Here is a 26,602-nt window from a genome sequence, read left to right as displayed (position 1 = left end):
CCGGCAACGGTGACATGAGCGGATTCGCGGACCACGAGAGCGGTGACGCGGACGGATCCACGGACCAGGGGAGCGGTGGCATTGGTGGGGTCGCGGCCCCGGTGGGCGGCGACATGTGGCGGGGTGCGGCCCAGGAGAGCGGCGACATGGCTCGGACCGCGGCCCACCCGAGCGGTGACGTCGAGCGGTCCTCGGCTGGCGCGGGTGATGATCTCGCTGGACCCGCAGGCCCTGTGGACGCCGAGATGGGCGGCACCCCCTACGACGACGAGTCCACCGCGTACATCAGCCACACCGAACACACGGACCCGAGCGGTGAGCGCCAGGTCACATTGCGGACTCCGGCCGAACTGGCGGACGCGCTGCCTTACTTGCTCGGGTATCGACCCGAGGACAGCATCGTGCTGGTCGCTCTGCACGACCAGGACGGGCGAGGCAGGTTCGGTGGGAGGGCGAGGCTCGGCATCCCCGCCCATTCGGACGACTGGGCGTCCGTGGCCGGGCAGCTGGCGCACGGCCTGGTGACGGGAAGTGAGCGCAGAGGCGTACGCCCGGAGAGCATGGTGGCCTACCTCTGTCAGGAGCCTGCGAGCGGCGAGACGGGGTGCGACGTCGTGGCACGGCTCCAGCCGCTCGCTCAGCTGCTGCGCACGGCCTGCGGCAGCCTCGACGTACCCGTGGTCGAGGCGCTGTGCATCTCCGACGGCCGCTTCTGGTCGTACTGCTGCCCGAGCCCCGACTGCTGTCCGCCCGAGGGCCGGCCGATGGGGCTGCCCGGCACCTCCGTGCTCGCCGCTGCCGCAACGTACGCAGGTCTGCAAGTACGGGGAAGCCTGCGGGAGTTCAGGGCCAGGCTCGCTCCCTGGGAGACCGCGGCAGCCCTGGCGCAGGAGATCGCCCTCGACGCCGCCAGCACGGCCCTCGTTCCCAGGATCCTCGACGGCGAGACCCGGGAGGACGTCGCCGAGGAGACCCTTGGACTGGCCCGGCAGGTGATGGGACGGTTCACCGCTACGTCGCCCGTGTCCGGCACCCTCCCGGCAGACCTCCGCGACGACGAACTCCTCGGGCACGAGGAGGCCGCCACTCTGATCCTCGGTCTGCAGGACCGGACGACCCGCGACCGTGCGGCGGAGTGGATGGAAGACGACGAAGCGGCACCGGCCCTGCGCCTCTGGCGTGCCCTGGCCCGCCGCTGCGTCGGTTCGTACGGTGAGCACGCTGCCGCGCCCCTCACGCTCGCTGGGTGGGTCGCCTGGTCTTCCGGCGACGAACTGGAGGCCCGCGAAGCCCTGGCCATGGCCCTGGGCGCCGACCCTGGCTATCTCTTCGCCCGCCTCCTCCATCAAGCCTGCAACGAGGGCCTGGACCCGGAGTCCGTTCGCCGCTGCCTGCGTGCGGAGCGAGAGGGCCGGGCCGTGACGGACGGGAGTGTCCCTCCCGCGCCACTGGCCGCCACCGCGCCTTCGCTCCGCTCCGCGCAGCCACCCCGGAGTCTGGAGCCACAAGATCCTGGAGCTTCGCAAGGCGCTCGATGGTCCGGCCCCTCCACGCCGGGCGACAGCGCCGATCCGGCGGCTCCGGCCGGGCAGGGCGACGGAACTGGGGAGTCGCCTGGTGTTCTCGGCCGTCGCCGTCGCAGGGTGCGTTCCGTGAGCGGTGGCAGCCGTCCGAGCCGCCGTTCTCCCAGGACGGTCGCCCGCAGAGGCAGGCGTCCAGCCGAGGGCACCGGGCCTGCCGCCGACGGAACACGGTCCGCGATGGACGGACTCCGGCGTTCCGCCGAAGGACCGCGGAGTGCGGCAGAGGGTGCCACCACTCGTTCACACGCACCCGGTGGCACCGCACGTAGCGATGCGCAGGGAGACGTATGAGCACACCCAGCTGCGCGGCGTGGTCCGCGAGTCGGCGTCAAGCCGCCTTCGGCACTGTGACCTGCGCCCCGCGACGCAGCCATTCGGTCGGCTTCCCGGCCGCCGGGCGTGACCCGAGGCAGGCCCACTCCGTTCACCTGGGTGGCGGTACCCGTGGCCGGGTCGCGCCGACGCATCGCCCACGACCTTTCGGAGCCCCCCACCAGGCGCCGGTCGCGCCCAAGGCGCGCCAGGCGCAGAAGAAGCCGCCTCATGTCCTTGCCCACTCCGTCCGCCGCCCACGACGGCGACCGGCCTCCCCGCCGCGCATCCACAAAGCCCTTGATGCCGGGTGGCGATCCATCGGCGCCACCGACCGGGGGCGGCGGGAAGACAGCGCCCCGCATGGCTCAGGAGAGGACACCTACCTCCTTCGCAGGCGCAGGCCGACGGTCGGTCATTCCCGAAGCGACGTCCAGGCCATCGGGTACCCCCGCGCGGGGCAACCGGCCCTCGGGCCCCGGCCCGTTGGCGGGCAGACCCTTCGCTCCCCGACCCCCGCTTCCACCACTCCGCCACGCCGCGGACCTGCCGCCAGCCCACACCGCGCTGATCTGTGCGGCCCTGCCGGGGCTGGCGATCTCCACGGAGCAGGGGCAGCTGACCGGCCAGGGGTTGGACGGGTTCTACCGCTCGGGGCGGCGCCTGCTCTCCCGCTGTCAGGTGCGGGTGGCGGGGCGGGAGCCGCTCGCCGTGCAAGCGCGGATGGTAGCGGCCGACCGCGTCCGCTTCGTGGGCGCCCTCCGAGCCTCCCCCGACGCAGGACCGGACCCGGACGTCCTGGTGGAACGCACGCGGCACGCGGACGGCACGGAACGGATCACGCTGCACAGCGCTGCCTCACGCCCCTTGCGCCTGTCCGTCGAGGTGGCACTCGGGACGGACCTCGCGGATCTGGGGACGGTGGCTTCGGGCAGCCCCGGTCCCGAGCTCCCCGCGAGCGTTCACGACTCAGGCCTGCGCTGGACCGGCCCGACCGGCACCTCGGCCGTCACCGCGGATCCGCCGCCGGCCGACGCCCTCGCCTCCGCCGGACTGCTGCGCTGGGGGCTGGAGCTGCCACCCGGCGGCACATGGAGTGTGGAACTGCGGGTACGGCCGGACGGGGCCGGAGCCGGCAGAGCGGTGGTACGCGGCGCGACGAGCCCACTCGCCCAGGCCACGGCTACGGGCGACGACCCCAGGGCCCAATCGCTGCTCCATGCCTGCGTCGAGGATCTGCAGGCTCTGCTGCTGCGCGATCCCAGCCACCCTTCCGACCCGCATCTCGCAGCCGGGGCGCCGTGGCGCTGCGGCCTGGCTCCGGCGGAGGCACTGGTCGCCGCGCGGATGGCACTGCCCCTCGGCACCCGGCTTGCCGCGGGCACGCTGCGGACCCTCGCCCGCAGCCAGCTCTCGGGACCAGGCCCACATTCGGGCATGATCCCGGGACCACGGCGGGACGCGGGCGCACATCTGCCACCTGGCTGCACGGGCACGGAGGCAACCCTGCTCTTCCCTGTGCTTCTCGCGGAGGCCCGGCGCTGGGGGTTGCCGGAGCAGGAGACGCAGGAGTTGTTGCCCGCCGCGGAACGCTGTCTCCAGTGGCTTCGGACCGCTGTCGGCGACGGTACCTACCTCCCCGACCCCCAGCCCGGCGGGCCGCTGCGCTGCGAGACACAGGCGTACGCCCATCGGGCAGCGCTGCTGGGCGCGGACCTGCTCGATGCCCACGGCCGCCCAGGCGGCCCCGGGCTGCGCCAGTGGGCCGGGGAACTGCGCACCGCGTTCCGGGACGACTTCTGGATCGAGGACCTGAAGGGAGGCAGACCGGCGGCCGCCCGGGCCCCGGACGGACGCCTGGTGCCCCACCTCGGCGCGGGCGCCGCCCACCTTCTCGACACCGGCCTGCTCGGCTCCGGTGTCATGGCTCAGGGCCTGCTCGACAGGGTGCGGACGGAGCAACTCGCGCGGCTCCTCGGCGGTCCGGCCATGGACTGCGGATGGGGGCTGCGCAGCCTGGGAGCGAGGGAGGCGGCGTACAACCCGTTCGGTCATCGAGGAGGAGCCGTGCGGGTCCAGGAGACGGCGGTCGCCGTCACGGGCCTGGCCGCCGCCGGTTACGAGAAGGAGGCGAGTTCGCTGCTGCGGGGCGTACTGGCCGCGGCGGAGGCGTTCGGGCATCGGCTGCCCGAGATGTACGCGGGGGAACAACGCACGGAAGCCGGCTCTCCGCTGCCGCACCCCGCAGCCTGCCGACCGGCCGCCACCGCCGCGGCCTCAGGGGTGCTGCTCCTCACCGCTCTGGCGGGGATCCGCCCCGACGCCCCGGCCGGCACGGTGACGCTGCGCCCGCTGCGCAGTGCCCCACTGGGCGAGATCGGATTGACGGGACTGAGAGTCGCCGGCGCGCCCTTCTCCGTGCGCGTCAGCCGGCTCGGCCTCGCCATGGTCGAGGAGGCGGCCGACGGATTGCAGTTGAGAGCGTGACGTCGCGCGATGCGGCTGGGCCATGGCCGGGAGCCCCCGGACCAGCCCGAAGGAAGTGGATCAACCACCGATGCGGCCGACGAAGGGAGTGTTTATCGTCAGGCAGACGACTATGATCGCGGCATGCCCTACGACCCGTCAGCCTTTCCGCCCTTTGCTGTCACCGTGGACCTGGTCGTGCTGACCGTGCGCCGCCACGCCCTCTGTGCGCTGGCGGTGCGGCGAGGTGAGCAGCCCTTTCAGGGCAGGTGGGCGCTCCCTGGCGGCTTCGTGCGGCCTGACGAGGACCTGGGGCAGGCAGCAGCGCGCGAGCTGGCCGAGGAGACCGGGCTGCGCGCCCATGACCCCTCCGCACAGGACAACGGAGCGCATCTCGAACAGCTGGCGACGTACGGCGACCCCAAGCGTGACCCGCGGATGAGGGTGGTCAGCGTCGCCCATCTCGCTCTCGCACCCGACCTGCCCGCGCCCAGGGCGGGCGGCGACGCCAACAGCGCCCGCTGGGCGCCCGTCGAGGAGCTGCTGCAGCAGGGCGGTTACGGCAGGGACGGGGAGAAGGCGGCACCGCTCGCCTTCGATCATGCGCAGATCCTGGCGGACGGTGTGGAGCGTGCCCGGTCCAAGATCGAGTACTCGTCGCTGGCCACCGCGTTCTGCCCGACCGAGTTCACCGTCGGCGAGCTGCGCCGGGTCTACGAGGCCGTGTGGGGCGTGGCGCTGGACCCGCGCAACTTCCATCGCAAGGTGACGGGCACACCGGGCTTCCTCGTGCCCACGGGCGGCACCACGACGCGCCAGGGCGGTCGTCCGGCCCAGCTCTTCCGCGCGGGCGGCGCCACGCTGCTCAATCCGCCGATGCTGCGCCCGGAGGTCTGAAACCCGAGCAGGGCGCGGACGGAGAGGGCTGAGTCCGGCCGCTGGGAAGCCGGTGTCCGAAGGAGGCCCTCAGGTGCCCGGAAAACCGGACATATCGCGCTATCTTGCTTTGGGTGATCCAGGCGATCGGACTGACCAGCAACCCCCGCAAGGACCTTCCGCCCGTCGTCGACGATGTGTCCTTCGAGGCGCACGCGGGCCGTGTCACCGCGCTCCTCGGAACCCCGGGCGCGGGCAAGACGACGGCGCTCAGGCTCATGCTCGAACTCCAACAGGGCCGTGGCATCACCTACTTCAGGGGCCGCCCGCTGCACCGCATCGCCCATCCCTCGCGCGAAGTGGGCGTCCTGCTCGGCGATGTCCCCGGTCACCCCGCCCGCACGGTGCGCGGTCAACTCCGTATGTTGTGCGCCGCCGCCGGCGTCCCTGTCCGCCGTGCCGATGAAGTCCTCGAGGTGGTCGGTCTTGTCAGCCTGCGCGACGAACGCCTGAGCACCCTTTCGCGCGGCATGGACCGCCGCCTCGGTCTGGCCTGCGCGCTGCTGGCCGATCCGCACACCCTTGTCCTCGACGCCCCCGCCGACGGCCTGTCCGCCCGCGAAGGCCGGTGGCTGCACGGTCTCCTGCGTGCGCACGCCACGCAGGGTGGCACGGTCCTGTTCACCACGGACGACCCCAGAGAGGCCGCGCAGACCGCAGATCAGGTCGTCACGTTGGAGGCGGGCAGGCTTGTCGCCGACCAGGAGGCCGCAGACTTCGCCCGCACCCGGCTGCGGCCCCGCGTGGCAGTCCGCAGCCCGCACGCCGCCCGACTCGGCGCTCTGCTGGCCAAGGAGGCTCGAACCGGGCAACGCTCCGTGGAGATCGTGCGCGAGGACGGCAATCGGCTGTCGGTGTACGGCAGTACGTGCGCCGATGTCGGCGAGACCGCCTTCCGGCACGGCATCCTCGTACACCAACTGGCCGACGAAACCGGTGACATGGGGGCCGCCCCCGACACGCAGCCGACCGCTCCCCCGCCCCGCCCGGCCGGTTCGCTGGAGTCGGAAGACCTGTCCCCGCTGCCGCCCCCCATCAGTGTCCGCCAGGCGCCCAGTCCGCTGCGTCCGTTGCGCTACGAGCTGCGCCGCGCTGCCGGAGTCGGCACCGGCTACGTCACCGCGGCTGCCGTGCTGATCGCCTCCGCCCTGATCGCCGTGATCCTCGCCAGAATCGGTCACACGCCGCAGCACCGCCTCCTGGCCGCGTGGCCGCAGGACTTCCCCCTGCCCCCCGCGGCGCTCGGCGCGGGGTTGCTCGGGGCGGTCGCCTTCGGCGACGAGTTCCGCCACCCCGCCCTGGCCACGGATCGCGGCACCGTCCCCCGCCGCCTGGGGCTGCTCACCGCGAAACTCCTCGTCTCCGGGGCGACCGCGCTGCTGCTGGCCTTCCTTGCCGTGGGGTGCGATCTCGAAGTGCTCTACCTCGTCTACGGACGGGAGCTCACCCAAGTTCCCACCGACTGGCTTTCCCTGGGCGCCGGTTGGCTCGGACTCCTGGTGGGCTGCGCCTGGGCCGGTGTACTGGCCGCGGGCATCTTCCGCTCCACGACCGCCGGGCTCGCCGCGGTGCTGGCGGTACCCGTCGTCGTCGTACCCCTCGTACAAAGGGCGCTCGAAGGCCCGTCTGTTCGGACGGCGGCCGGGTTCGCCACGCGGCTGCGAGAGCTGATGCTGGTGCAGTGGCCGTTCGGCGGCGAGCGGTATCTGGCCGCCGCGGCCCGGGTGGTCGCCCAACCCGTGGGCAGTGCACTGATGTTGTCGCTGACCGCTCTGCTCTGCGCATATCTGCTCACGACCCTGCGTAGCAGGGTCCGATGACGACCGTCCGAGGGCTTCCGGTCCTGTCGTGAGCGCAACTTCCCGGAGAACGCCCATTTCTTTCCGATAAGGCGTCAATTGCGACGGGGTGAGCGATCACCCTTTCGTGTGCTTTTCACCAAAGACCTCAAGGGCGTTGGAAGCGACGCCGACAAAGGATCCGTGAGTACCCTTGCGCACACCATGATGACCGCCGCCCGCTCCGCCGACTCCGGCCTGACCGGACCGGGCGAACTCGACCGCTACCCCTACGCCGAGGCCTCTGCCGCCGACCGCGTCGGCATTCCCGCGTGGGAGAGCGCCGATCCGGAACTGGGCCGCGTCGGCCGGCGTGCCGCGGGCAGCCGCGGACGCGGACTGCACGGCCAACTCGTACAGCAGCTGGGGCAGATGATCGTCTCCGGCGACCTGGGCGCGGACCGCCCGCTCGTGCCCGAGGAGATCGGTCAGCGCTTCGAGGTGTCCCGCACCGTCGTCCGCGAGTCGCTCCGTGTGCTGGAGGCGAAGGGCCTGGTGAGTGCCCGCCCGAACGTCGGCACGCGCGTACGCCCCGTCAGCGACTGGAACCTGCTGGATCCGGACATCATCGAGTGGCGGGCGTTCGGGCCGCAGCGCGACGACCAGCGCCGCGAGCTGAGCGAGCTGCGATGGACGATGGAGCCGCTCGCCGCGCGCCTCGCCGCCGGCCACGGGCGCGAGGAGGTCCAGCAGCGGCTCGCCGACATGGTCGAGATCATGGGCCACGCCATGGCACAGGGTGACGCCCTGACCTTCTCGCGCGCCGACGCGGAATTCCACTCCCTGCTCATCCAGGTCGCCGGCAACCGCATGCTGGAGCACCTCTCCGGGATCGTGTCGGCCGCCCTGCAGGTCTCCGGCGGCCCGGTCACCGGCTGCGACCGCCCCAACGAGGCCGCGCTGGCGCACCACGCCCGGATCGTCGACGCCCTGGGCGCGGGCGACGGCGCGGCTGCCGAGGCGGCCATGCGCCAATTGCTCACCGTCCACCCTGAGGTGGAGCGTGTGGTGCCCGCGCCGCGCGAGCACTGACGGTGCGCCGTGGGCGGCGCGGTCGGGGGCCGACCGCCCTCGCCCGCTCTCGCCCGGCCGGTGGGCCCGACAGCGCCCGCACGGCGAACCGTCTGTCACCGGACCCCGTGCACGTGTCGCCGGGCTCCGTCGGACCCTCCTGGGACCGACGGGGTTCGACGGCACGTCTTCCGGGACCGGCGCGGTTCGACGGCATGCGGAGTCCGGGAATCGGCATGGCTCGGCGGCGTACGGAGCCCGGGAGCCGCTGAGGTCCGACGGCGAGCGACCCGGCGGCCAACCGCTGATTCGGCGGCCCGGAAGTCCACCGACCCTCGGATCGTGCGGCCGCAGCGGCCATCGTTGACCACCTATGACCGCATCTAGTCGTTTTTGAGTGGTTACGGGGTGTGACTCGGGCCACGCGGATTGGGCGTAACGCTCCTCGGCACTGCGCGATGACCTAAGAGGTGACAGCCGAGGAGGGAATACGGACGCCGTTTACGGCGCTGTGCATCTTCCCGGCCCCACCCGCGCCGTCGGCCCATCCCCAAGTCGGCGGTCGTCGGTTCCTGTCCGTTACGGACGGGGCCGGAAGCCGTTTTCCAACGTTCCGAGAGGTTGTTCGTGTCGGCCAGCACATCCCGTACGCTCCCGCCGGAGATCGCCGAGTCCGTCTCTGTCATGGCGCTCATCGAGCGGGGAAAGGCTGAGGGGCAGATCGCCGGCGATGACGTGCGTCGGGCCTTCGAAGCTGACCAGATTCCGGCCACTCAGTGGAAGAACGTACTGCGCAGCCTCAACCAGATCCTCGAGGAAGAGGGTGTGACGCTGATGGTCAGTGCCGCGGAGCCCAAGCGCACCCGAAAGAGCGTCGCAGCGAAGAGTCCGGCCAAGCGCACCGCCACCAAGACCGTCGCGGCGAAGACGGTGACTGCCAAGAAGGCGACCGCCACCGCCGCCCCGGCTGTGCCCGTCGGCGACGATCCGGCTGAGGACGCGTCCGCCAAGAAGGCAGCTGCCAAGAAGACGACCGCCAAGAAGGCGGTCGCGAAGAAGACCGTCGCCAAGAAGACGGCGGCCAAGAAGACCACCGGCAAGAAGGACGACGTCGAGCTGCTCGACGACGAGGCGGTCGAGGAGACCGCTGCACCCGGCAAGGCCGGCGAGGAGCCCGAGGGCACCGAGAACGCCGGCTTCGTACTCTCCGACGAGGACGAGGACGACGCGCCCGCGCAGCAGGTCGCCGCGGCCGGTGCCACCGCCGACCCGGTCAAGGACTACCTCAAGCAGATCGGCAAGGTCCCCCTGCTCAACGCCGAGCAGGAGGTCGAGCTCGCCAAGCGCATCGAGGCGGGCCTCTTCGCCGAGGACAAGCTGGCCAACGCCGACAAGCTTGCCCCCAAGCTCAAGCGCGAGCTGGAGATCATCGCCGAGGACGGCCGCCGCGCCAAGAACCACCTCCTGGAGGCCAACCTCCGTCTGGTGGTCTCCCTGGCCAAGCGCTACACCGGCCGCGGCATGCTCTTCCTGGACCTCATCCAGGAGGGCAACCTCGGTCTGATCCGCGCGGTGGAGAAGTTCGACTACACCAAGGGCTACAAGTTCTCCACGTACGCCACCTGGTGGATCCGTCAGGCGATCACCCGCGCCATGGCCGACCAGGCCCGCACCATCCGTATCCCGGTGCACATGGTCGAGGTCATCAACAAGCTCGCGCGCGTGCAGCGTCAGATGCTCCAGGACCTGGGCCGTGAGCCCACCCCGGAGGAGCTGGCCAAGGAGCTCGACATGACCCCTGAGAAGGTCATCGAGGTCCAGAAGTACGGCCGTGAGCCCATCTCGCTGCACACCCCGCTGGGTGAGGACGGTGACAGCGAGTTCGGTGACCTCATCGAGGACTCCGAGGCCGTCGTCCCGGCCGACGCGGTCAGCTTCACGCTCCTCCAGGAGCAGCTGCACTCTGTCCTCGACACCCTGTCGGAGCGCGAGGCGGGCGTCGTCTCGATGCGCTTCGGTCTCACCGACGGTCAGCCGAAGACTCTCGACGAGATCGGCAAGGTGTACGGCGTGACGCGTGAGCGCATCCGCCAGATCGAGTCCAAGACGATGTCGAAGCTGCGTCACCCGTCGCGTTCGCAGGTGCTGCGCGACTACCTCGACTAGGTCTCGGCTGTACGCACCTGAGGGCCCGGCTTCCGTGGGGAGCCGGGCCCTCAGCATGTGCGCGCCGTCCACCGAGCATGTGGAGGCCGTCGGCTGCTGCGTATGCGCGACGTGATGAGCTGGATCACTCTGGGTATTCCATGACCACCCCTGAGTGAGGAGCGCGTATGCGTCGTCCCTTCGCCCGAGCGCTGGCCCTTGGGGCCGCAGCGGCCGTGATACCGCTGGCGTCCCCCGCGCCCGCGACGGCCGACAGCATTGTCATCGGCGGCTATCCGGTCGAGACCGCCCAGAGTCCGTGGACGGTCGCACTGTCCAGCCGTGACCGGTTCGGAGGTACGCGGGCGGGGCAGTTCTGCGGGGGCGTGGTGATCGCCCGGTCCACTGTGCTCACCGCGGCCCACTGTCTGAGCGCGGCCGTCCTGGGGGCGCCGCCGAGCCGGATTCGCGATCTGAGGATCATCGCCGACCGGACCGACCTGCTGTCGACCCAGGGCAAGGAGATCCCGGTGCGCGCCACCTGGGTCAACCCGGATTACGACAGTTCCACGAACGCCGGCGACTTCGCCGTACTCACCCTGGCCTCGCCGCTTCCGGAGAGCTCCGTCATCCCCATGGCCTCCTCGGCCGACCCGGCCTACGCGCCTGGGACGGCCGCCGTGGTCTACGGCTGGGGCGACGCCACCGGGAGCGGCGACTATGCCCACAGCCTGCGCGCCGCGCGCGTGCAGGTGCTGCCGGACGAGGCCTGTGAGGAGGCGTATCCCGGCGATGGGGACGGAAAGTATCTGGCCGGCTCCATGCTGTGCGCCGGAGAGCTCGCAGGTGGCCGTGACGCCTGTCAGGGGGACAGTGGCGGGCCACTGGTCGCCCAGGGGCGTCTGATCGGACTGGTGTCGTGGGGGAGTGGCTGTGGGAGGCCCGGAAGCCCGGGCGTCTACACGCGGGTCTCAGACGTCGCCAGGGCGTTCGGCAGGAGTCGCTGACTCGCTGTGGGAAGCCGCTGAGGGGGCTGCGGGTGCGGGTGTCATGTCGTATGCCGCCTGCGCGGGTACGAGGCGCCGGTGGCCCTCCTGGTGCCTACAGGGCGTGCGGACGCGGGCCGGGCCGCCGGGCGCAGCCACGGGCGAACCGGTTCCGTGTACGAGTGCGGGCGGCCACTCCCTGTGTCCAGGGGGTGGTCGCCCGCTCACCGGCTACGAGGCCGGCACTCGCTCGTCGTTGATGCGAAGTGTCAACGCTCTTCGTCGTTGGCGCTTGCCGGAGGGGTCGTGAGCCGCTCCGTCTCGTCCTGTATCTCAGCGGCGATCTTCTTGAGTTCCGGCTCGAACTTGCGACCGTGGTGGGCGCAAAAGAGCAGTTCTCCGCCGCTCAGGAGGACGACGCGCAGATATGCCTGGGCGCCGCAACGGTCGCAGCGGTCAGCGGCCGTCAGCGGGCTCGCGGGGGTCAGAACAGTAGTCACGTCGCCTCTTCTCTAGCTCGACGAGCTGTCGTACCAGGGTCAACATCCAACCAGGCCGAAAACGTTCCCGCTCGCGGCTTCTCCCTGAAAATTTCTTTCCGGGCCGGCTGATTGCTGCCGGTTGGCGGCGAATGTGCCGTATTGCGTGTCTGTGTGTCTTACGGGTTCGCGCTGTTTGTCAGGTGTTGGTCCTCCCGGCTGGGTTGCCGGTTGTTGTTGAGGACGTGCCCGGAGCCTAAATGGTTCATGCCCGGAAGGGAACGTGATATGTACTTCACTCCATCGAGGGATCGAACGCTCGTACGACGCTGGACTAGTGTGAGTTCAGACGAGGGTGGCGTTACAACGGCTCTACCAGGCCTCGGTACCCTCGGAGCGGCGACCGAAGCCCGGCCCTTACCCAAAAGGGCCCCACCTGAAATTCAGCGAGGAGCGAACCGCGTGACCGCCGATACGTCCGTGCCGTCCACAGCGCTGCTGACCGGAGCAGACCGGGACGGTTCCAACTACACCGCGCGGCACCTGCTCGTCCTTGAGGGGCTCGAGGCCGTGCGCAAGCGCCCCGGTATGTACATCGGGTCGACCGACAGTCGCGGGCTGATGCACTGCCTCTGGGAGATCATCGACAACTCCGTCGACGAGGCTCTCGGGGGTTACTGCGACCACATCGACGTGATCCTGCACGACGACGGCTCGGTGGAGGTGCGGGACAACGGCCGCGGCATCCCGGTCGACGTGGAACCCAAGACCGGCCTCTCCGGCGTCGAGGTCGTGATGACCAAGCTGCACGCGGGCGGCAAGTTCGGCGGCGGCTCGTACGCGGCCTCCGGAGGTCTGCACGGCGTGGGCGCCTCCGTGGTGAACGCGCTCTCCGCGCGCCTGGACGTCGAGGTCGACCGCAGTGGGCACACGCACGCCATCAGCTTCCGGCGGGGTGTCCCGGGCGCCTTCGCGACGGTCGGCCCGGATGCGAAGTTCGACGCGACCGCCGGCCTGCGCAAGGCCAAGAAGATCCCCCGGACGCGGACCGGTACGCGCGTGCGCTACTGGGCCGACCGCCAGATCTTCCTCAAGGACGCCAAGCTTTCCCTGGAGAACCTCCACCAGCGTGCCCGCCAGACGGCGTTCCTGGTGCCGGGTCTGACCATCGTCGTCAGGGACGAGTACGGGCTCGGGGAGGGCGGCAGCAAGGGCGAGGAGTCGTTCCGCTTCGACGGCGGCATCAGCGAGTTCTGCGAGTACCTGGCCACTGACAAGCCAGTGTGCGACGTCCTCCGTTTCTCCGGGCAGGGCACCTTCAAGGAGACGGTCCCGGTCCTCGACGACCACGGTCAGATGACGCCCACCGAGGTCACCCGTGAGCTCGGCGTGGACGTCGCGATGCGCTGGGGCACCGGCTACGACACGACCCTGAAGTCGTTCGTGAACATCATCGCCACCCCGAAGGGCGGCACCCATGTCGCCGGCTTCGAGCAGGCTGTCACCAAGACGGTCAATGAAGTCCTGCGTGCCAAGAAGCTGCTGCGCGTCGCCGAGGACGACGTCGTCAAGGACGACGCCCTGGAGGGGCTGACGGTCGTGGTCACGGTGCGTCTCGCCGAACCGCAGTTCGAGGGGCAGACCAAGGAGGTCCTCGGCACCTCGGCGGCCCGTCGCATCGTGACGAATGTGGTCTCCAAGGAACTCAAGGCGTTCCTGACCTCCACGAAGCGGGATGCCGCCGCACAGGCCCGGGTCGTCCTGGAGAAGGCTGTCGCCGCCGCGCGTACGCGCATCGCGGCCCGCCAGCACAAGGACGCGCAGCGCCGGAAGACGGCCCTGGAGTCCTCCTCGCTGCCCGCCAAGCTCGCGGACTGCCGCAGCGACGACGTCGAGCGCAGCGAGCTGTTCATCGTCGAGGGAGACTCCGCGCTCGGTACTGCCAAGCTCGCCCGGAACTCCGAGTTCCAGGCGCTGCTGCCGATCCGCGGCAAGATCCTCAACGTCCAAAAGGCCTCGGTCACGGACATGCTCAAGAACGCCGAGTGCGGGGCGATCATTCAGGTCATAGGAGCGGGGTCCGGCCGGACCTTCGACATCGACGCGGCGCGCTACGGGAAGATCATTCTTCTCGTCGACGCCGATGTCGACGGTGCTCACATCCGGATCCTGCTGCTGACGCTGTTCCAGCGCTACATGCGGCCGATGGTCGAGGCCGGGCGGGTGTTCGCCGCGGTTCCGCCGCTGCACCGGATCGAACTCAGCCAGCCGAAGAAGGGGCAGGACAAGTACGTCTACACGTACTCGGACCGGGAGCTGCGGGAGACGCTGCTGGAGTTGCAGCGCAAGAATGTGCGCTACAAGGACTCGATCCAGCGGTACAAGGGTCTGGGCGAGATGGACGCGGACCAGCTGGCAGAGACGACGATGGATCCGCGGCACCGTACTCTGCGGCGGATCAACATTTCCGATCTGGAAGCGTCCGAGCAGGTGTTCGATCTGCTGATGGGCAATGATGTGGCTCCGCGCAAGGAGTTCATCTCCAGTTCGGCGGCCACGTTGGATCGGTCGCGAATCGACGCGTAGGCCATCGCGGGTCCCGGTTCCCGCTCGGTGCACTCGGAGCGGGTCGGGGCTGGATGGTGTCCCGTCGGTCCCGGTGGGTGGCCCCACCCTCGCTCACAGCCCCAGCGCAGGTGAGCAGGGCCATCTGCGCTGGCCGCCGACGGTGTCCGTCGGGGTTCTCCACCCGCGGGTGGAGAACCGTCTCACTGAGGGATCCACCCACGATCCACCCCGGCTCCGATCTGCTGACCTGCCGATTTCCGTAGCGTCGAAGGTGTCGACGGCAGCCGCTGTCGGCATCCGTTCTCGTTCGCCACGGAGGCCGTGATGTCCGGGCTCACCCATGCCCTCCTGATCCTCGCCGTCGTCGTGCTGGTCGTCGCCCGGCAGTTCCGCATGCAAAAGATCAACGCGGACCGGCGCTGGTGGATCGTTCCCGCCGTGCTCGCTTTCCTGGCCGTGCGCGAGCCCGGCCTGCTCGACGCCCACCACCGCACGGGGTCGGGGATACTGCTCGGCGCCGAACTGCTCATAGGCGTCGCCACCGGCGTCGGCTGGGCTTGGACGACCCGGATATGGACGGACGCGGACGGCACCGTGTGGAGCAAGAGCACCAAGGCGAGCGTGGGGGTGTGGATCGTCGGCATAGTCCTGCGCGTCGGACTGTTCGGCCTCGGTGTGCTCCTCGGCGTGCGCCAGGAGAGCCCCGCGCTGCTTCTCGCCCTCGCGGCGACGCTGCTGCTCCGCTCCGGGGTCCTGATCTGGCGGGTGCATTCCCTGGGTCCGGCGGACGGTGGGAGCAGGGCATACGGTGACGGCGTCGCCCAGCCCTCGTGGAGCGTGCCTCAGCCCTCGCGGAAGGAGCGAGTGTGACGACCGAGAGCGCCTGGACACGCTGGCCCTCCCGTGAGGCACTCGGGCGGGAAGGGCTCTCGCGGCCTCGGCGCATGCTCGCCTGGACCGTGCGGGCGCTGGTCCTCGCCATGCTGCTGTGGGGTGCCTTCAGCAGCAGCCACGTGCACGGCTGGGGTGCGGTCGCAGCCGCGGCGGGTGTGCTCCTGGCCGCAGGCGCCTCCTGGGCCTTCTTCCGCACCACACTTCAGCACCGGCTCTGGCCGTCGCTGGCGTTGATCGCGGTGCTTCTCGGAATCGCGATCGTGGCGCAGACCGCCGGCTTCCAGGTCCCTGCCCTCGTCATCTGGTGCGGGTGTGCCGTCAGTGCGCTGGAGCGGCTTCCTCTCGCGGCCGCCCTGCCCGTGACCACAGCTGCCCTGGCGGCGTATGCGGCGGTCGACAACGATGTGTGGCTGACCACCGCCGCCACCATCGCGGGGCTATTTCTCGCCGGGTATGTGCTGCGTCTCGACGCCGAGGCTCGTGGGAGCGCCCAGCGTCTGCTCGCTCAGGAGCGCGCGGCGCGGGCGGCCGAGACGCAGTCGGCGGCGCTGGCGGAGCGAGCCAGGATCGCGCGGGAGATTCATGACGTGCTGGCGCACAGCCTCTCGGCGCAGCTGGTGCATCTGGAGGCGGCCAGGTTGCTGATCGAGCGAGGAGCCGACCGGGAGCAGATACTCGGGCGGGTTGTGGCGGCACGCGGGATGGCGCGCGAGGGCCTCGCCGAGACCCGGCAGGCGCTCTCCGCGCTGCGGGGCGAGATATCCCCGCTCGAGGACTTCCTGAGCGAGCTCGTCGCCTTCGAGGACGGCGCGGACGTCACCGTCTCGGGTGAGCGGCGGCTTTTGACGGCCGAGGCCTCGCAGGCGGTGCGCAGGGTCGCACAGGAAGCCCTGACAAATGTTCGTAAGCACGCTCCGGGCGCGAAGGTGCAGGTGAAGCTGGAGTACGGCGAGCGTCAAGTGACGCTGCATGTGCGGGACTCGGGCGGGAAGCCGGGCGATCTCACCGGCTCGGGGGCCGGGTACGGTCTGCTGGGCATGCGGGAGCGTGCGGAGCTGCTGGGAGGCTCGTTGGAGGCCGGCCGGGAGGAGAAGGGGTTCGTGGTGACGCTGAAGGTGCCTGCATGACGGAGGAGGAGAGCCGGAAGCCGGCGCGGGTCGTGGTGGCGGACGATCAGACCGTGGTGCGCGAGGGCATCGTCATGCTGCTGGGGTTGCTGCCCGGGATCGAGGTCGTCGGCGCGGCCGGTGACGGGCACGAGGCAGTGAAGCTGGTCGCCGAACTCAACCCGGACGTTGTGCTGATGGACCTGCGGATGCCACGCTGCGACGGTGTCGAGGCGACCCGGCGGATCCGGGCCGAGCACCCTGGGACCCAGGTCGTCGTGCTCACCACGTACGCCGACGACGAGTCACTGTTTCCGGCGCTCAGAGCGGGCGCTCGTGGCTATCTCACCAAGGACGCGGGCGGCGACGAGATCGTGCGGGCCGTGGAGAGCGTGCTGTCGGGGGACGCGGGGCTCTCGCCGAGTATTCAACGGCGGTTGCTGGAGCGGCTGTCGGAGCCGGAACGGGGACAGGCCGCATCCTCGGAGGTACCGGACGGGCTCACCGCACGGGAGGCAGAGGTGCTCGTGCTGATCGCCGAGGGCCTCAGCAACCACGAGATCGCACGCAGGCTCCATGTCTCCACCGCCACGGTGAAGACCCACATCAACAATCTCTTCGCCAAGACGGGACTCAAGGACCGTGCTCAGGCGGTCCGTTACGCCTATGGGAAGGGACTTGTGCGGCCCCCCGCCGAGTAAGTCACCTGATGGGGTGAAGTGGGCGGGGAGAAGAGTCAGAGATCTTCCCGATCTGTCCATCCTTGGGCACGTGGCCGAAACGGGCTGCGGACAAGGAGAGTTCGGTGGAGAAGCAGGACGGCCGCGACGCCGGAGAGGTCGGCTTCGACGACCCCTGGTACGACGCGCTCGCCTCCGGCTGGGGCGAGTTGGACAGTACGGGGGCGCCCGCTCCCGTGGTGCCGCCCGCGCGCCGGGAGCACGAGGGCCGGGTGGGTGGTGCGGCCGACGTCTATCTGGAGGTGCAGCGAAGCGCTGCCTTCCAGGAGGTGCGCAGCCGGTATCGCAGATTTGTGGTTCCAGGCGTGATCGTGTTCTTCACCTGGTACGTGGGCTATGTGGTGACCGCTACGACGGCGCCCGGGCTGATGGCGCGCCCCGTGGCCGGCTCGGTGAACGTGGGCCTGCTGGCCGGGCTCGGTCAGTTCCTCACCACGTTCCTGTTCACCTGGGCGTACGCGCGGCACGCCCGGCTGCGCAGGGACCGGGCCGCGCTCGACCTGCGCTGGGACACCCAGGAGCTGACGCGGAGTGCGGGAGGTGGTCAGCTGTGACCGGCCATCATCAGACGCTGGCGCTGCTGCTGTTCAGCGGTTTCGTTGCGGTGACACTGGCGATCACGACGTGGGTGAGCCGTCACCGGCATGGTTCGGCGGAGGAGTTCTACGCGGGCGGGCGCCTGTTCTCACCCATGGAGAATGGTTTTGCCATCGCGGGCGACTACATGTCGGCCGCGTCCTTCCTGGGGGTCACAGGGCTCATCGCGCTCTACGGGTACGACGGGCTGCTGTATGTGGTGGGCTTCCTGGTCGCCTGGTTGGTGGTGCTTTTCTTGGTCGCCGAACTGGTGCGCAACTGCGGGCGCTTCACCCTCGCGGACGTGGTCGCGGCGCGGATGAGCGAGCGTCCGGTGCGCATCGCGGCGGGAACTTCGTCGGTGACCGTGTCCGTTCTGTATCTGGTGGCGCAGATGGTGGGGGCGGGCAGCCTGGTCGCGCTGCTGCTCGGGGGTTCAAGCGGGGCAGCGCGCGCCTGGACGGTGATCGGCGTCGGCGCGCTCATGGTGATCTATGTGTCGATGGGAGGGATGCGGGCCACCACCTGGATCCAGATCGTCAAGGCGGTGCTGCTGCTCAGCGGCACGATCGCGCTGACCGTGCTCGTGCTGGTGCGGTTCCAAGGGGACTTCGACCAATTGCTGCGTACGGCGATGGAGCGCAGCGGGCACGGTGAGGCCTTCCTCGCGCCAGGGCTGAAGTACGGCGGGGACTGGACCGCGCGGCTGGACTTCATCAGTTTGGGCCTGGCCCTGGTGCTCGGTACGGCGGGGCTGCCGCACATCCTGTCCCGCTTCTACACCGTGCCGACCGCACGCGCCGCGCGCCGCTCGGTCGTCTGGTCGGTCGGGCTCATCGGCGGCTTCTATCTGATGACGATCGTGCTGGGCTTCGGTGCGGCCGCGATCGTCGGACCCGAGGCCGTGCGCAGGTCGAACGCGGCGGGGAACACGGCGGTTCCGTTGCTGGCGCTCGATCTGGGCGGTGGGACGAATTCCACCGGAGGAACGGTTCTGTTTGCGATCGTCGCCGCCGTCGCGTTTGCCACGATTCTCGCGGTCGTCGCCGGGATCACGCTCGCCTCCTCGGCGTCCGTGGCTCACGATCTCTACGCGTCGCTGCGGCGTCGGCATGCGAAGCCGCGGAGCGAGGTGGCCGTCGCACGGACCGCGGCGGTCGGTGTCGGCGTGGTCGCGATCGCCCTCGGACTGCTCGCCCGGGATCTCAATGTGGCCTTCCTGGTGGGCCTGGCCTTCGCGGTCGCCGCGTCCGCGAATCTTCCGGTGCTCATGTATTCGCTGTTCTGGCGCAGCTTCACCACACGTGGCGCGGTGTGGTCGGTCTACGGGGGCCTGGTGCCCGCGCTGGGGCTCGTGCTGCTCTCTCCGGTGGTGACGGGGAGCCCCGAATCGCTTTTCCCGGGCGTCGACTTCCAGTACTTCCCCTTGCAGAACCCCGGCATCGTGTCCATCCCGCTGGGCTTCCTCGCGGGCTGGCTCGGCACGGTCACTTCGGTGGAGCCGGCGGACGAGGCGAAGCACGCGGAGGCCGAGGTGCGGTCGCTCACGGGGGCCGGTGCGGTCTGACGGCGCCCGGCGCCGCCAGGGGGCGTGCGCGATCGTTCTACGGCGCCACCCACGCGTACCGGTGCTCCGGTCGCCCGGTGTCGCCGTACTTGAGTGAGAGCCGTAGCCGTCCCACCTGTTCCAGGTGACGCAGATAGCGCTGGGCCGTGGATCTGCTCAGGCCCGTCTCGGCGGCCACCTCGTGGGCCGACAGGGGGTGATCGGCCTGGTGGAGGACGTCGCAGATCAGGTCCGTCGTCGGCTCCGAGTGGCCGCTGGGCAGCCCGGGCGACGACGGGGCCGGTGTCGTGCGCAGGGCGCCGAAGATGCGGTCGACCTGCTCCTGTCCCGCCACGCCCCGGCCGCCCACACGGTCGACGGTGCGGCGCAGGGCGGCGTACGAGTCGAGGCGGGTGCGCAGCGCCGCGAAGGTGAACGGCTTGACCAGATAGTGCAGGGCGCCCAGACGCATCGCCGCCTGCACGGTCGTCACGTCGCTGGCCGCAGTGATCATGATGACGTCGGTGCCGTGACCGCGTTCGCGCATGCGGTGGACCAGCTCGAGACCCGTCTGGTCGGGCAGATAGTGGTCGAGCAGCACCAGGTCGATGGGCGCGCGCTCCACCGCGGCCAGGGCCTGGGCAGCGCTGTGCGCGCGGGCGGCCACCCGGAAGCCGGGAACCTTTCCCACGTACTTGGCGTTTATCTCGGCGACACGGAAGTCGTCGTCCACGACCAGGACGTCAATCATCGGGCCTCTTTCTCTCAAGGCCTGGCGAGCTGTTAAGCCCGTGTTTCGGCTCCGCTGTTGTAGCGCGAGCAAAACGAGCACAACAGACTCTTGCAAGCAGAAGAAGCCCTTGCGCCCAGAAGACTGATGCTGTGGCCCGCGCCACATCTACGGTCCCGGCCCATGAGCGCAGACACCAGCCCCGCCATCGAGCTGCGGGGCGCGAGCAAGATCTTCAAGACCCCGTCCGGGGGGCTGCACACGGCCGTCAGGGAACTGGACCTGACCGTCGGCCGTGGCGAGTTCGTGGCCGTCGTCGGCCCCACCGGTTGCGGGAAGTCGACCACGCTGACCCTCGTCAGCGGCCTGGAAGAGCCCACCGAGGGTGAAGTCCTGGTGACCGGCGAGCCGGTTGCCGGTGTCGGCGACAAGGTCGGCTTCGTCTTCCAGCAGGACGCCACCTTCCCCTGGCGTACGGTCCTGTCCAACGTCATGGCGGGCCCGCGGTTCCGCGGCGTACCGAAGGCGGAGGCGAAGCAGAAGGCGCGCGAGTGGCTGGCCCGGGTCGGCCTCACGGCCTTCGAGGACCGCTATCCGCACCAGCTCTCCGGCGGCCAGCGCAAGCGCGTCGCCCTCGCCGCCACCTTCGTCAACGACCCCCAGATCCTGCTCATGGACGAGCCTTTCTCGGCGCTCGACGTGCAGACCAGGGCACTGATGTCGGACGAGCTGCTGGAGCTGTGGGAGGGCACGGGTGCCTCCGTCGTCTTCGTCACCCACGACCTGGAGGAGTCCATCGCGCTGGCCGACAAGGTCGTCGTGATGACCGCGGGTCCCGCGACCGTGAAGCAGGTCTTCGACATCGATCTGCCACGGCCGCGCAAGGTCGAATCGGTGCGCCTGGAGCCGCGGTTCATCGAGATCTACCGCGAGATCTGGTCGTCCCTCGGCGAAGAGGTCCGCATCACCCGTGAGAGGGGTGCCGCCCATGTCGCCTGACCTCATGCCCGGGGCCGTCGTCGCGGTGACCGCCACCGAGACCACCAAGACGGGCCGCGCGCATTCACGCGCGCGTGCCGCCCGCAGACGCAAGGTCGTCATCACCCTCGCCCGGGCCCTGCTCCTGGTGGCCGTGCTCGGTCTGTGGGAGGCGTGCGCCCGGGCCAAGGTCATCGACCCCTTCAACTTCTCGATGCCCTCGAAGATCTGGGACCAGATCTACACCTGGGTCACCCACGGCACCGCGCTCGGCTCCCTGGGCGAGCAGATCTGGTTCACGCTCCATGAGGCGCTGCTCGGCTGGGTCATCGGCGTAGTGGCCGGTGTCGTCTTCGGCATTGCGCTCGGGCGCATCAACTTGCTCGCCGATGTCCTTGGTCCATACATCAAGGTGCTCAACTCCATACCGAGGATCGTGCTGGCACCGATCTTCGTGATCTGGTTCGGGCTCGGGCCGGCCTCCAAGGTCGCGTCGGCCGTGGTCCTCGTGTTCTTCCCGGTCTTCTTCAACGCCTTCCAGGGCGCCCGCGAGGTCGACCGCAACCTGGTCGCCAACGCCCGCATCCTGGGCGCCAGCGACCGCAGGGTGACACTTCAGGTCGTCATTCCGTCGGCGACCTCGTGGATCTTCACCAGCCTCCACGTCAGCTTCGGCTTCGCGCTCATCGGCGCCATCGTCGGCGAGTACATCGGTGCCACCAAGGGCATCGGTCTGCTCGTCGCGCAGTCCCAGGGCACCTTCAACGCGGCAGGTGTGTACGCCGCGATGGTCATCCTCGCCGTGGTCGCGCTGGTCGCCGAGGGGTTGCTCACCTTCGCCGAGCGCCGCATCTTCCGGTGGAAGCCGTCGGATTCCGAGCGCTGATCGCCCTCTTCAGGGGCCCCACTTCGCTGATCGCCTCTCCAGGACACCTGTTTCGCTGATCGCCCTCTTCAGGGCACCCATTTCCCCGCACCACCTCCCGCACCGCCTTCTCACAAGGACGTGAACCACCATGCGCATGACCGCCAGATACACCGCCCTGGCAGCGGCCGGCCTGCTCGCTCTCTCCTCCCTCACCGCCTGTGCCAACGACGCGGCGAGCACCGCGTCGTCCGGTTCCGGCAGCAAGGGCGACGGCAAGGGCGTGAAGGTCAAGATCATGGTCGGCGGCCTGGACAAGGTCATCTACCTTCCCGCGATGCTCACCCAGCGGCTCGGCTACTTCGACGCCGAGGGCCTCGACGTGGAGCTGCTGAGCGAGCCCGCCGGCGTGCAGGCGGAGACGGCACTCGTCTCCGGACAGGTGCAGGGTGCCGTCGGCTTCTACGACCACACCCTCGACCTGCAGACCAAGGGCAAGGACGTGGAGTCCGTGGTGCAGTTCTCGCATGCGCCCGGTGAGGTGGAGATCGTCTCCAACAGGCATGCCGACGACATCACGTCGCCCAAGGACTTCAAGGGCAAGAAGCTCGGCATCACTGGGCTCGGCTCCTCGACCGACTTCCTCACCAAATACCTGGCGGTCAAGAACGGCGTCAGCGTCAGCGAGTTCAGCCCGGTCGCCGTCGGCGCGGGGCCGACCTTCATCTCCGCCCTCCAGAAGGGTTCCATCGACGGCGGCATGACCACGGACCCGACGGTCGCCAACATCCTGGCGAAGAACCTCGGCAAGGTACTCATCGACATGCGTACGCCGCGTGGGTCGAAGGAGGCGCTCGGCGGTCCGTACCCGTCGTCGAGCCTCTACATGCAGACGGAGTGGGTGAACAGCCACAAGGACACCGTCCAGAAGCTCGCCAACGCCTTCGTGAAGACCCTCAAGTGGATGTCCACGCACACCGCGTCCCAGATCGCCGAGAAGATGCCCGCCGACTACTCCCAGGGCAACAAGACGCTCTACGCGGGGGCGATCAAGACCACGCTGCCGATGTTCACGGACGACGGCGTGATGCCCAAGGACGGTCCCGAGACGGTAGAGAGGGTCCTCAAGGCCTTCAATCCCAACATCAAGAACGCCAAGATCGACCTGAGCAAGACGTACACCACGGAGTTCGTCGAGAAGGTCACCGGCTGAGCCGGAGCCCTCGGCCCGGACCGGGCCCTCAGACGCGGGTCGCCCACACGTAGCGATGCTCCGGGCGGCCCGCGTCGCCGTATTTCAGGGTCAGTGTGGCCCGTCCCGTGCGTTCCAGGAGCTTCAGATAACGCTGGGCGGTCTGGCGGCTCAGCCCGGTCCGTTCGGCGATCTCCTGGGCCGACAGGGGGCCCTCGGCGGCCACCAGGGCGCGACGCACGAGCTCCGCGGTGGTCGGGGAGTGCCCTTTGGGCAACCCCGGCTCCGAGCCCGCTGACAGGGCGCCGAAGATCCGGTCCACCTCGGCCTGTTCGGCCTCGCCGCCGCCGTCCAGCGTGCGACGCAGCTCCGCGTATGCCTCCAGCTTGGCGCGCAGGCCCGCGAAGGCGAAGGGCTTGACGAGGTACTGGAGTGCGCCGTGCCGCATCGCCGCCTGGACGGTCGAGATGTCACGGGCCGCGGTCACCATGATCACGTCGGTCTGGTGGCCGCGCCTGCGCATCTCCTGGACGACCGCGAGACCCGTCTCGTCCGGCAGATAGTGGTCCATGAGAACCAGATCCAGGTGGGGCAGTGTCTCCATCTGGCGCAGGGCTTCGGCCGCGTTGTGCGCCTCGCCCGCGACATGGAAGCCGGCCACCTTCTGTACATAGGCCGCGTTGACCCGCGCCACTCGGGTGTCGTCGTCCACGACCAGGACTTCGATCGGCCGGGTCATCGCGACTCCTCCTTGGTGGTCGGCGCCGAGGTGTCCGGCGCCGGAATCAGTTCTTCCGTAGGGGTGTTCCCCGGAAGAGAGTCCTCCGTAGGAGCCGTCTCCGGTGCCGGAGCGGGTTCGGTGAGCGCCTCCGGCAGTACGACGGTGAACTCCGCGCCTCCGCCGTCCGCCTCGTCCACCCGGGCGCTCCCGCCCTGCCGTTCGGCGAGACGGCGCACCAGGGAGAGACCGATGCCGCGTTTGCCGTGGGCCGGCGGCTTCTTGGTGGTCCATCCGTCCGTGAAGATCAACTCTCGCCGTTCCACGGGGATTCCGGGTCCGGTGTCGCGCACCCTGAGAACCGTCGTACGACCCTCGGCGCGCAATTCGACCTCCACGCGCGCGTGCGGTGTGCCCGCGACCGCGTCCAGCGCGTTGTCGACCAGATTGCCGACGACGGTGACCAGCCCCCTGGGGTCGATCAGCCGGTCGGGCAGCAGGGTGCGGTCCGAGATCCACAGGGCCACGCCCCGCTCGGCGGCGACGGTCGCCTTCCCTACCAGCAGGGCGGCGAGCAGCGGGTCGTGGATCTTCTCGGTGACCTGCTCCGCGGTGGTCCGGTGGTCGCCGACCACCTCGCCGACGAACTCCACGGCGTCGTCGTACATGTCCAGTTCGAGCAGCCCGAGGAGCGTGTGCATGCGGTTGGCGTGTTCGTGATCCTGCGCGCGCAGGGCGTCGATCAGGCCCCGGGTGGAGTCGAGTTCGCGGCCCAGTTGCTCCAGCTCGGTGCGGTCGCGCAGCGTGGCGACCGCGCCACCGTCGTCGGTGGGCATGCGGTTGGCGACCAGTACGCGCTGGCCGCGCACGGTGAGCAGATCGGTGCCCGTGACGCGTCCGGCCAGCACATCGGTCGTACGCCCCGGTCCGAGCGTGTCGTCCAGCGACTGACCGATGGCCTCCGCGTCGAGCCCGAGCAGGCGCTGCGCCTCGTCGTTCAGGAGGCGTACGCGGCCGCCGCGGTCCAGGGCGACAACGCCCTCCCTGATGCTGTGCAGCATCGCCTCACGCTCGGCGAGCAGTGCCGAGATGTCGGAGAACGCCAGGTCGCGCGTCTGCCGCTGCACCCTTCGGGAGATCAGGTAGGCGGCCACCGCGCCTATGGCCAGGGCGGCGCCGGCGTATGCGAACAGCCCCGGTATGGCGAGGATCAGCCGGGCTCGCACGCTGTCGTACTCGATGCCGACCGAGACCGCGCCGACGATCTTGTCGTCGGCGTTGCGCAGCGGCACCTTGCCGCGGGCCGAGCGGCCCAGGGTGCCGTTGTCGATCTGCATGACGTCCTTGCCCGCCAGGGCCTCCCTGGGGTCGGTCGAGACGACCTTGCCGATCTGCGTCGGGTCCGTGTGCGACCAGCGCACACCGTCCATGTTCATCACCACGACGTACTCGGCCCCGCTGGCCTTACGGATCCGCTCGGCCTCGGTCTGCACGGGCCCGCCGACCGACGGCCGTGTCGCCTGGAAGTCCTCGGCGATCTGCGGCTGGGCCGCCGTGGTCTGCGCGATCGCGAGGGCCCTGCGCATCGCCTGGTCGTCCAGCTGGGCGCTGAGCGGGGCGAGGAACAGCCCGGTCGCGAGTACGGCGACACCTGCGGCGATCGACACCTGCATCAGCAGGACCTGCGAGAACACCCGCCGGGGCAGACCCAGGCGCAGTCGTCGTACAGGGGGAGTGGGGCTCATGTGTACGACGGTACGGGGAGGGGCGCGCCGTGCCGTAGGGGGTGTGGCATGGATCTCTTGCGAGGCTGGTGTGAGAGCTGTGATCAGCGGATAAGCGGGTGTGCGCCGCGTAGCGGTGGGGCGGCGGTATGCGGGGGTTTCGGCGTTCGCCCATCTGAGGTGGGGCGCTCACCGCGAGGACGGGCGCCCACGGCGGCGTCAGCGGGACGTGGCGTCGATCTCCGTGGGAATCAGCTCCCGTACCGCCACCACGTCCATGCGCGCCGGGGAGCCGAGCGCCGAGCCGCAGCTTTCCGGGCGGGGTGGCAGCGAGGCGCCCTGGGCCACGATGACGCGCCAGAGGCGGCCGTCGGCGTGGGCGACGGTGACCTCCCAGCGTGGTGCGGTGCCGTCCGTGGCGACGACGGTCAGCGCGTCCGCGGCGTACTCGTGGGCCGCCGTACGCACCGCCAGCTCCGCGGCCTGTCCCGGCCGCTCCCAGGCGGAGCGACCGCGACATCCCTCGACGACCACACGCCCTTCGCGTACGCCCTGGAGGACCTCCTTGATGTGCGGGGCCTCGGCCCGGCCGTACGCGTAGCCGAACGGCAGGATCAGCAGCGTGGGGGCGAAACGGTGGCCGCCGAGGTGGGTGACCTCCCATGCGCCGGTCACTCCGGAGGCGGCCAGTTCGGCTGCCAGGGGGCGGCCGAGGAGGGCGCAACAGCGGTCGCGCTTGCCGTTGGTGCAGACGAGGGCGAGGGGGTCGCCCGTGTGGGGACGGCCCCCTAGGAGTCTGTCGAAGGTGTGCGGGTCGCCCATGCCGAGCGCGGTGAAGTCGAGGTCGAGCAACTGCTCGGGATCGGACGTCATGGCGCCGTGCAGCCATACGTTTCCGGGAACCGTGTGGGCCGCGTACACCTGTCGTACGGCCGGCGTGCCGCAGTCGGCGTGGCGGCCGGGGCGGCGGATGAGCGCGATCCGTACGCCGGTCCCCTCGGCGGCCGCTTCGAGAGCGCGGCCGAGCGCCTGGTCCAGGTGGCTCGAAGTGAGCGCCTTGGTGCCCCAGGGGCCGGGCTGTTCGAGGAGCAGCCATGTCCTCGCGGTCGCCGCGGTCCCCGCGAGGGGCTCGTCGAGGTCCCGGGACACGGTCGCGCACGTACTCACAGAGGTGAGCCTAACCTGACTTGGGGCGGGATGACTTCCAGC

21 protein-coding genes are annotated in these 26,602 nt (G+C 70.0%); 16 read left to right on the top strand and 5 right to left on the bottom strand.

What is annotated here, in order from left to right:
- The first annotated feature begins 146 nt into the window (after positions 1-146).
- From SAVERM_RS39985 to SAVERM_RS12745, 7 genes are all read left to right on the top strand, one after another.
- Positions 147-1,874, top strand: coding sequence for a DUF4192 domain-containing protein (locus SAVERM_RS39985; RefSeq protein ID WP_010983886.1), 1,728 nt, complete (start codon positions 147-149; stop codon positions 1,872-1,874).
- A gap of 507 nt (positions 1,875-2,381) precedes the next feature.
- Positions 2,382-4,382 (top strand): glycogen debranching N-terminal domain-containing protein, encoded by a 2,001-nt coding sequence (locus SAVERM_RS12770; protein ID WP_371861133.1) that lies wholly within the window; start codon positions 2,382-2,384, stop codon positions 4,380-4,382.
- 123 nt (positions 4,383-4,505) lie between these two features.
- Positions 4,506-5,258, top strand: a complete 753-nt coding sequence (locus SAVERM_RS12765) for an NUDIX hydrolase (protein WP_010983884.1) — start codon at positions 4,506-4,508, stop codon at positions 5,256-5,258.
- A gap of 113 nt (positions 5,259-5,371) precedes the next feature.
- Positions 5,372-7,117, top strand: a complete 1,746-nt coding sequence (locus SAVERM_RS12760) for an ABC transporter ATP-binding protein (RefSeq protein ID WP_010983883.1) — start codon at positions 5,372-5,374, stop codon at positions 7,115-7,117.
- A 162-nt stretch (positions 7,118-7,279) separates the two neighbouring features.
- Positions 7,280-8,167, top strand: coding sequence for a FadR/GntR family transcriptional regulator (locus tag SAVERM_RS12755; RefSeq protein WP_107083176.1), 888 nt, complete (start codon positions 7,280-7,282; stop codon positions 8,165-8,167).
- Between the two features lie 606 nt (positions 8,168-8,773).
- The gene (locus tag SAVERM_RS12750; protein ID WP_010983881.1) at positions 8,774-10,312 is read left to right on the top strand and encodes an RNA polymerase sigma factor; all 1,539 of its coding nucleotides are present in this window, start codon (positions 8,774-8,776) and stop codon (positions 10,310-10,312) included.
- 167 nt (positions 10,313-10,479) lie between these two features.
- Positions 10,480-11,298, top strand: a complete 819-nt coding sequence (locus SAVERM_RS12745; protein WP_010983880.1) for a S1 family peptidase — start codon at positions 10,480-10,482, stop codon at positions 11,296-11,298.
- Positions 11,299-11,546: 248 nt separating this feature from the next.
- Here SAVERM_RS12745 and SAVERM_RS12740 read toward each other — a convergent pair whose 3' ends face one another.
- Positions 11,547-11,777: a DUF7455 domain-containing protein gene (locus tag SAVERM_RS12740; protein WP_037650104.1), complete on the bottom strand. Its 231-nt coding sequence runs from the start codon at positions 11,775-11,777 to the stop codon at positions 11,547-11,549.
- A 441-nt stretch (positions 11,778-12,218) separates the two neighbouring features.
- Between SAVERM_RS12740 and SAVERM_RS12735 the strand changes: the two genes are divergently transcribed.
- The 6 genes from SAVERM_RS12735 to SAVERM_RS12710 all read left to right on the top strand — a co-directional run bounded on the left by SAVERM_RS12735 (position 12,219) and on the right by SAVERM_RS12710 (position 19,207).
- Positions 12,219-14,342: a DNA gyrase/topoisomerase IV subunit B gene (locus tag SAVERM_RS12735; protein ID WP_010983879.1), complete on the top strand. Its 2,124-nt coding sequence runs from the start codon at positions 12,219-12,221 to the stop codon at positions 14,340-14,342.
- 306 nt (positions 14,343-14,648) lie between these two features.
- Positions 14,649-15,194 carry a DUF1453 family protein gene (locus SAVERM_RS12730; protein WP_037650106.1) on the top strand — a complete coding sequence of 182 codons (546 nt, stop codon included), beginning with the start codon at positions 14,649-14,651 and terminating at the stop codon, positions 15,192-15,194.
- Complete coding sequence (locus SAVERM_RS12725) at positions 15,191-16,345, top strand: sensor histidine kinase (protein ID WP_010983876.1); 1,155 nt, start codon at positions 15,191-15,193, stop codon at positions 16,343-16,345. Before SAVERM_RS12730 ends, SAVERM_RS12725 begins: the two co-directional genes overlap by 4 nt.
- Entirely contained in the window at positions 16,342-17,025 is a 684-nt protein-coding gene (locus SAVERM_RS12720; RefSeq protein WP_010983875.1) for a response regulator transcription factor, read from the top strand. Before SAVERM_RS12725 ends, SAVERM_RS12720 begins: the two co-directional genes overlap by 4 nt.
- Positions 17,026-17,129: 104 nt before the next feature.
- Positions 17,130-17,618 (top strand): DUF485 domain-containing protein, encoded by a 489-nt coding sequence (locus SAVERM_RS12715; RefSeq protein WP_037650109.1) that lies wholly within the window; start codon positions 17,130-17,132, stop codon positions 17,616-17,618.
- Entirely contained in the window at positions 17,615-19,207 is a 1,593-nt protein-coding gene (locus tag SAVERM_RS12710; protein ID WP_010983873.1) for a solute symporter family protein, read from the top strand. The genes SAVERM_RS12715 and SAVERM_RS12710 overlap by 4 nt, the downstream gene beginning before the upstream one ends.
- A gap of 37 nt (positions 19,208-19,244) precedes the next feature.
- Here the strand turns inward: SAVERM_RS12710 and SAVERM_RS12705 are convergent, their stop codons facing one another.
- Positions 19,245-19,937 (bottom strand): response regulator, encoded by a 693-nt coding sequence (locus tag SAVERM_RS12705; RefSeq protein ID WP_010983872.1) that lies wholly within the window; start codon positions 19,935-19,937, stop codon positions 19,245-19,247.
- 162 nt (positions 19,938-20,099) lie between these two features.
- Between SAVERM_RS12705 and SAVERM_RS12700 the strand changes: the two genes are divergently transcribed.
- The 3 genes from SAVERM_RS12700 to SAVERM_RS12690 all read left to right on the top strand — a co-directional run bounded on the left by SAVERM_RS12700 (position 20,100) and on the right by SAVERM_RS12690 (position 22,972).
- Positions 20,100-20,915 (top strand): ABC transporter ATP-binding protein, encoded by an 816-nt coding sequence (locus SAVERM_RS12700; protein WP_037650111.1) that lies wholly within the window; start codon positions 20,100-20,102, stop codon positions 20,913-20,915.
- The gene (locus SAVERM_RS12695; RefSeq protein ID WP_037650112.1) at positions 20,905-21,780 is read left to right on the top strand and encodes an ABC transporter permease; all 876 of its coding nucleotides are present in this window, start codon (positions 20,905-20,907) and stop codon (positions 21,778-21,780) included. Before SAVERM_RS12700 ends, SAVERM_RS12695 begins: the two co-directional genes overlap by 11 nt.
- A 130-nt stretch (positions 21,781-21,910) precedes the next feature.
- Positions 21,911-22,972 carry an ABC transporter substrate-binding protein gene (locus tag SAVERM_RS12690; RefSeq protein WP_010983869.1) on the top strand — a complete coding sequence of 354 codons (1,062 nt, stop codon included), beginning with the start codon at positions 21,911-21,913 and terminating at the stop codon, positions 22,970-22,972.
- A gap of 28 nt (positions 22,973-23,000) precedes the next feature.
- On the opposite strand, the gene SAVERM_RS12685 is transcribed toward SAVERM_RS12690, so the two are convergent.
- The 3 genes from SAVERM_RS12685 to SAVERM_RS12675 all read right to left on the bottom strand — a co-directional run bounded on the left by SAVERM_RS12685 (position 23,001) and on the right by SAVERM_RS12675 (position 26,560).
- Entirely contained in the window at positions 23,001-23,690 is a 690-nt protein-coding gene (locus tag SAVERM_RS12685; RefSeq protein WP_010983868.1) for a response regulator, read from the bottom strand.
- A complete protein-coding gene (locus tag SAVERM_RS12680; RefSeq protein ID WP_010983867.1) occupies positions 23,687-25,414 on the bottom strand; it encodes an ATP-binding protein in 1,728 nt (575 codons plus the stop codon). Before SAVERM_RS12680 ends, SAVERM_RS12685 begins: the two co-directional genes overlap by 4 nt.
- A 198-nt stretch (positions 25,415-25,612) precedes the next feature.
- On the bottom strand, positions 25,613-26,560 hold the full coding sequence (locus SAVERM_RS12675) for a sucrase ferredoxin (RefSeq protein ID WP_010983866.1): 948 nt from the start codon (positions 26,558-26,560) through the stop codon (positions 25,613-25,615).
- Between the last annotated feature and the right edge of the window lie 42 nt (positions 26,561-26,602).

Origin of the sequence: Streptomyces avermitilis MA-4680 = NBRC 14893, from assembly GCF_000009765.2 — a bacterium.
GTDB lineage: Bacteria > Actinomycetota > Actinomycetes > Streptomycetales > Streptomycetaceae > Streptomyces > Streptomyces avermitilis.
This window is presented reverse-complemented; position numbering and strand designations above follow the sequence as displayed.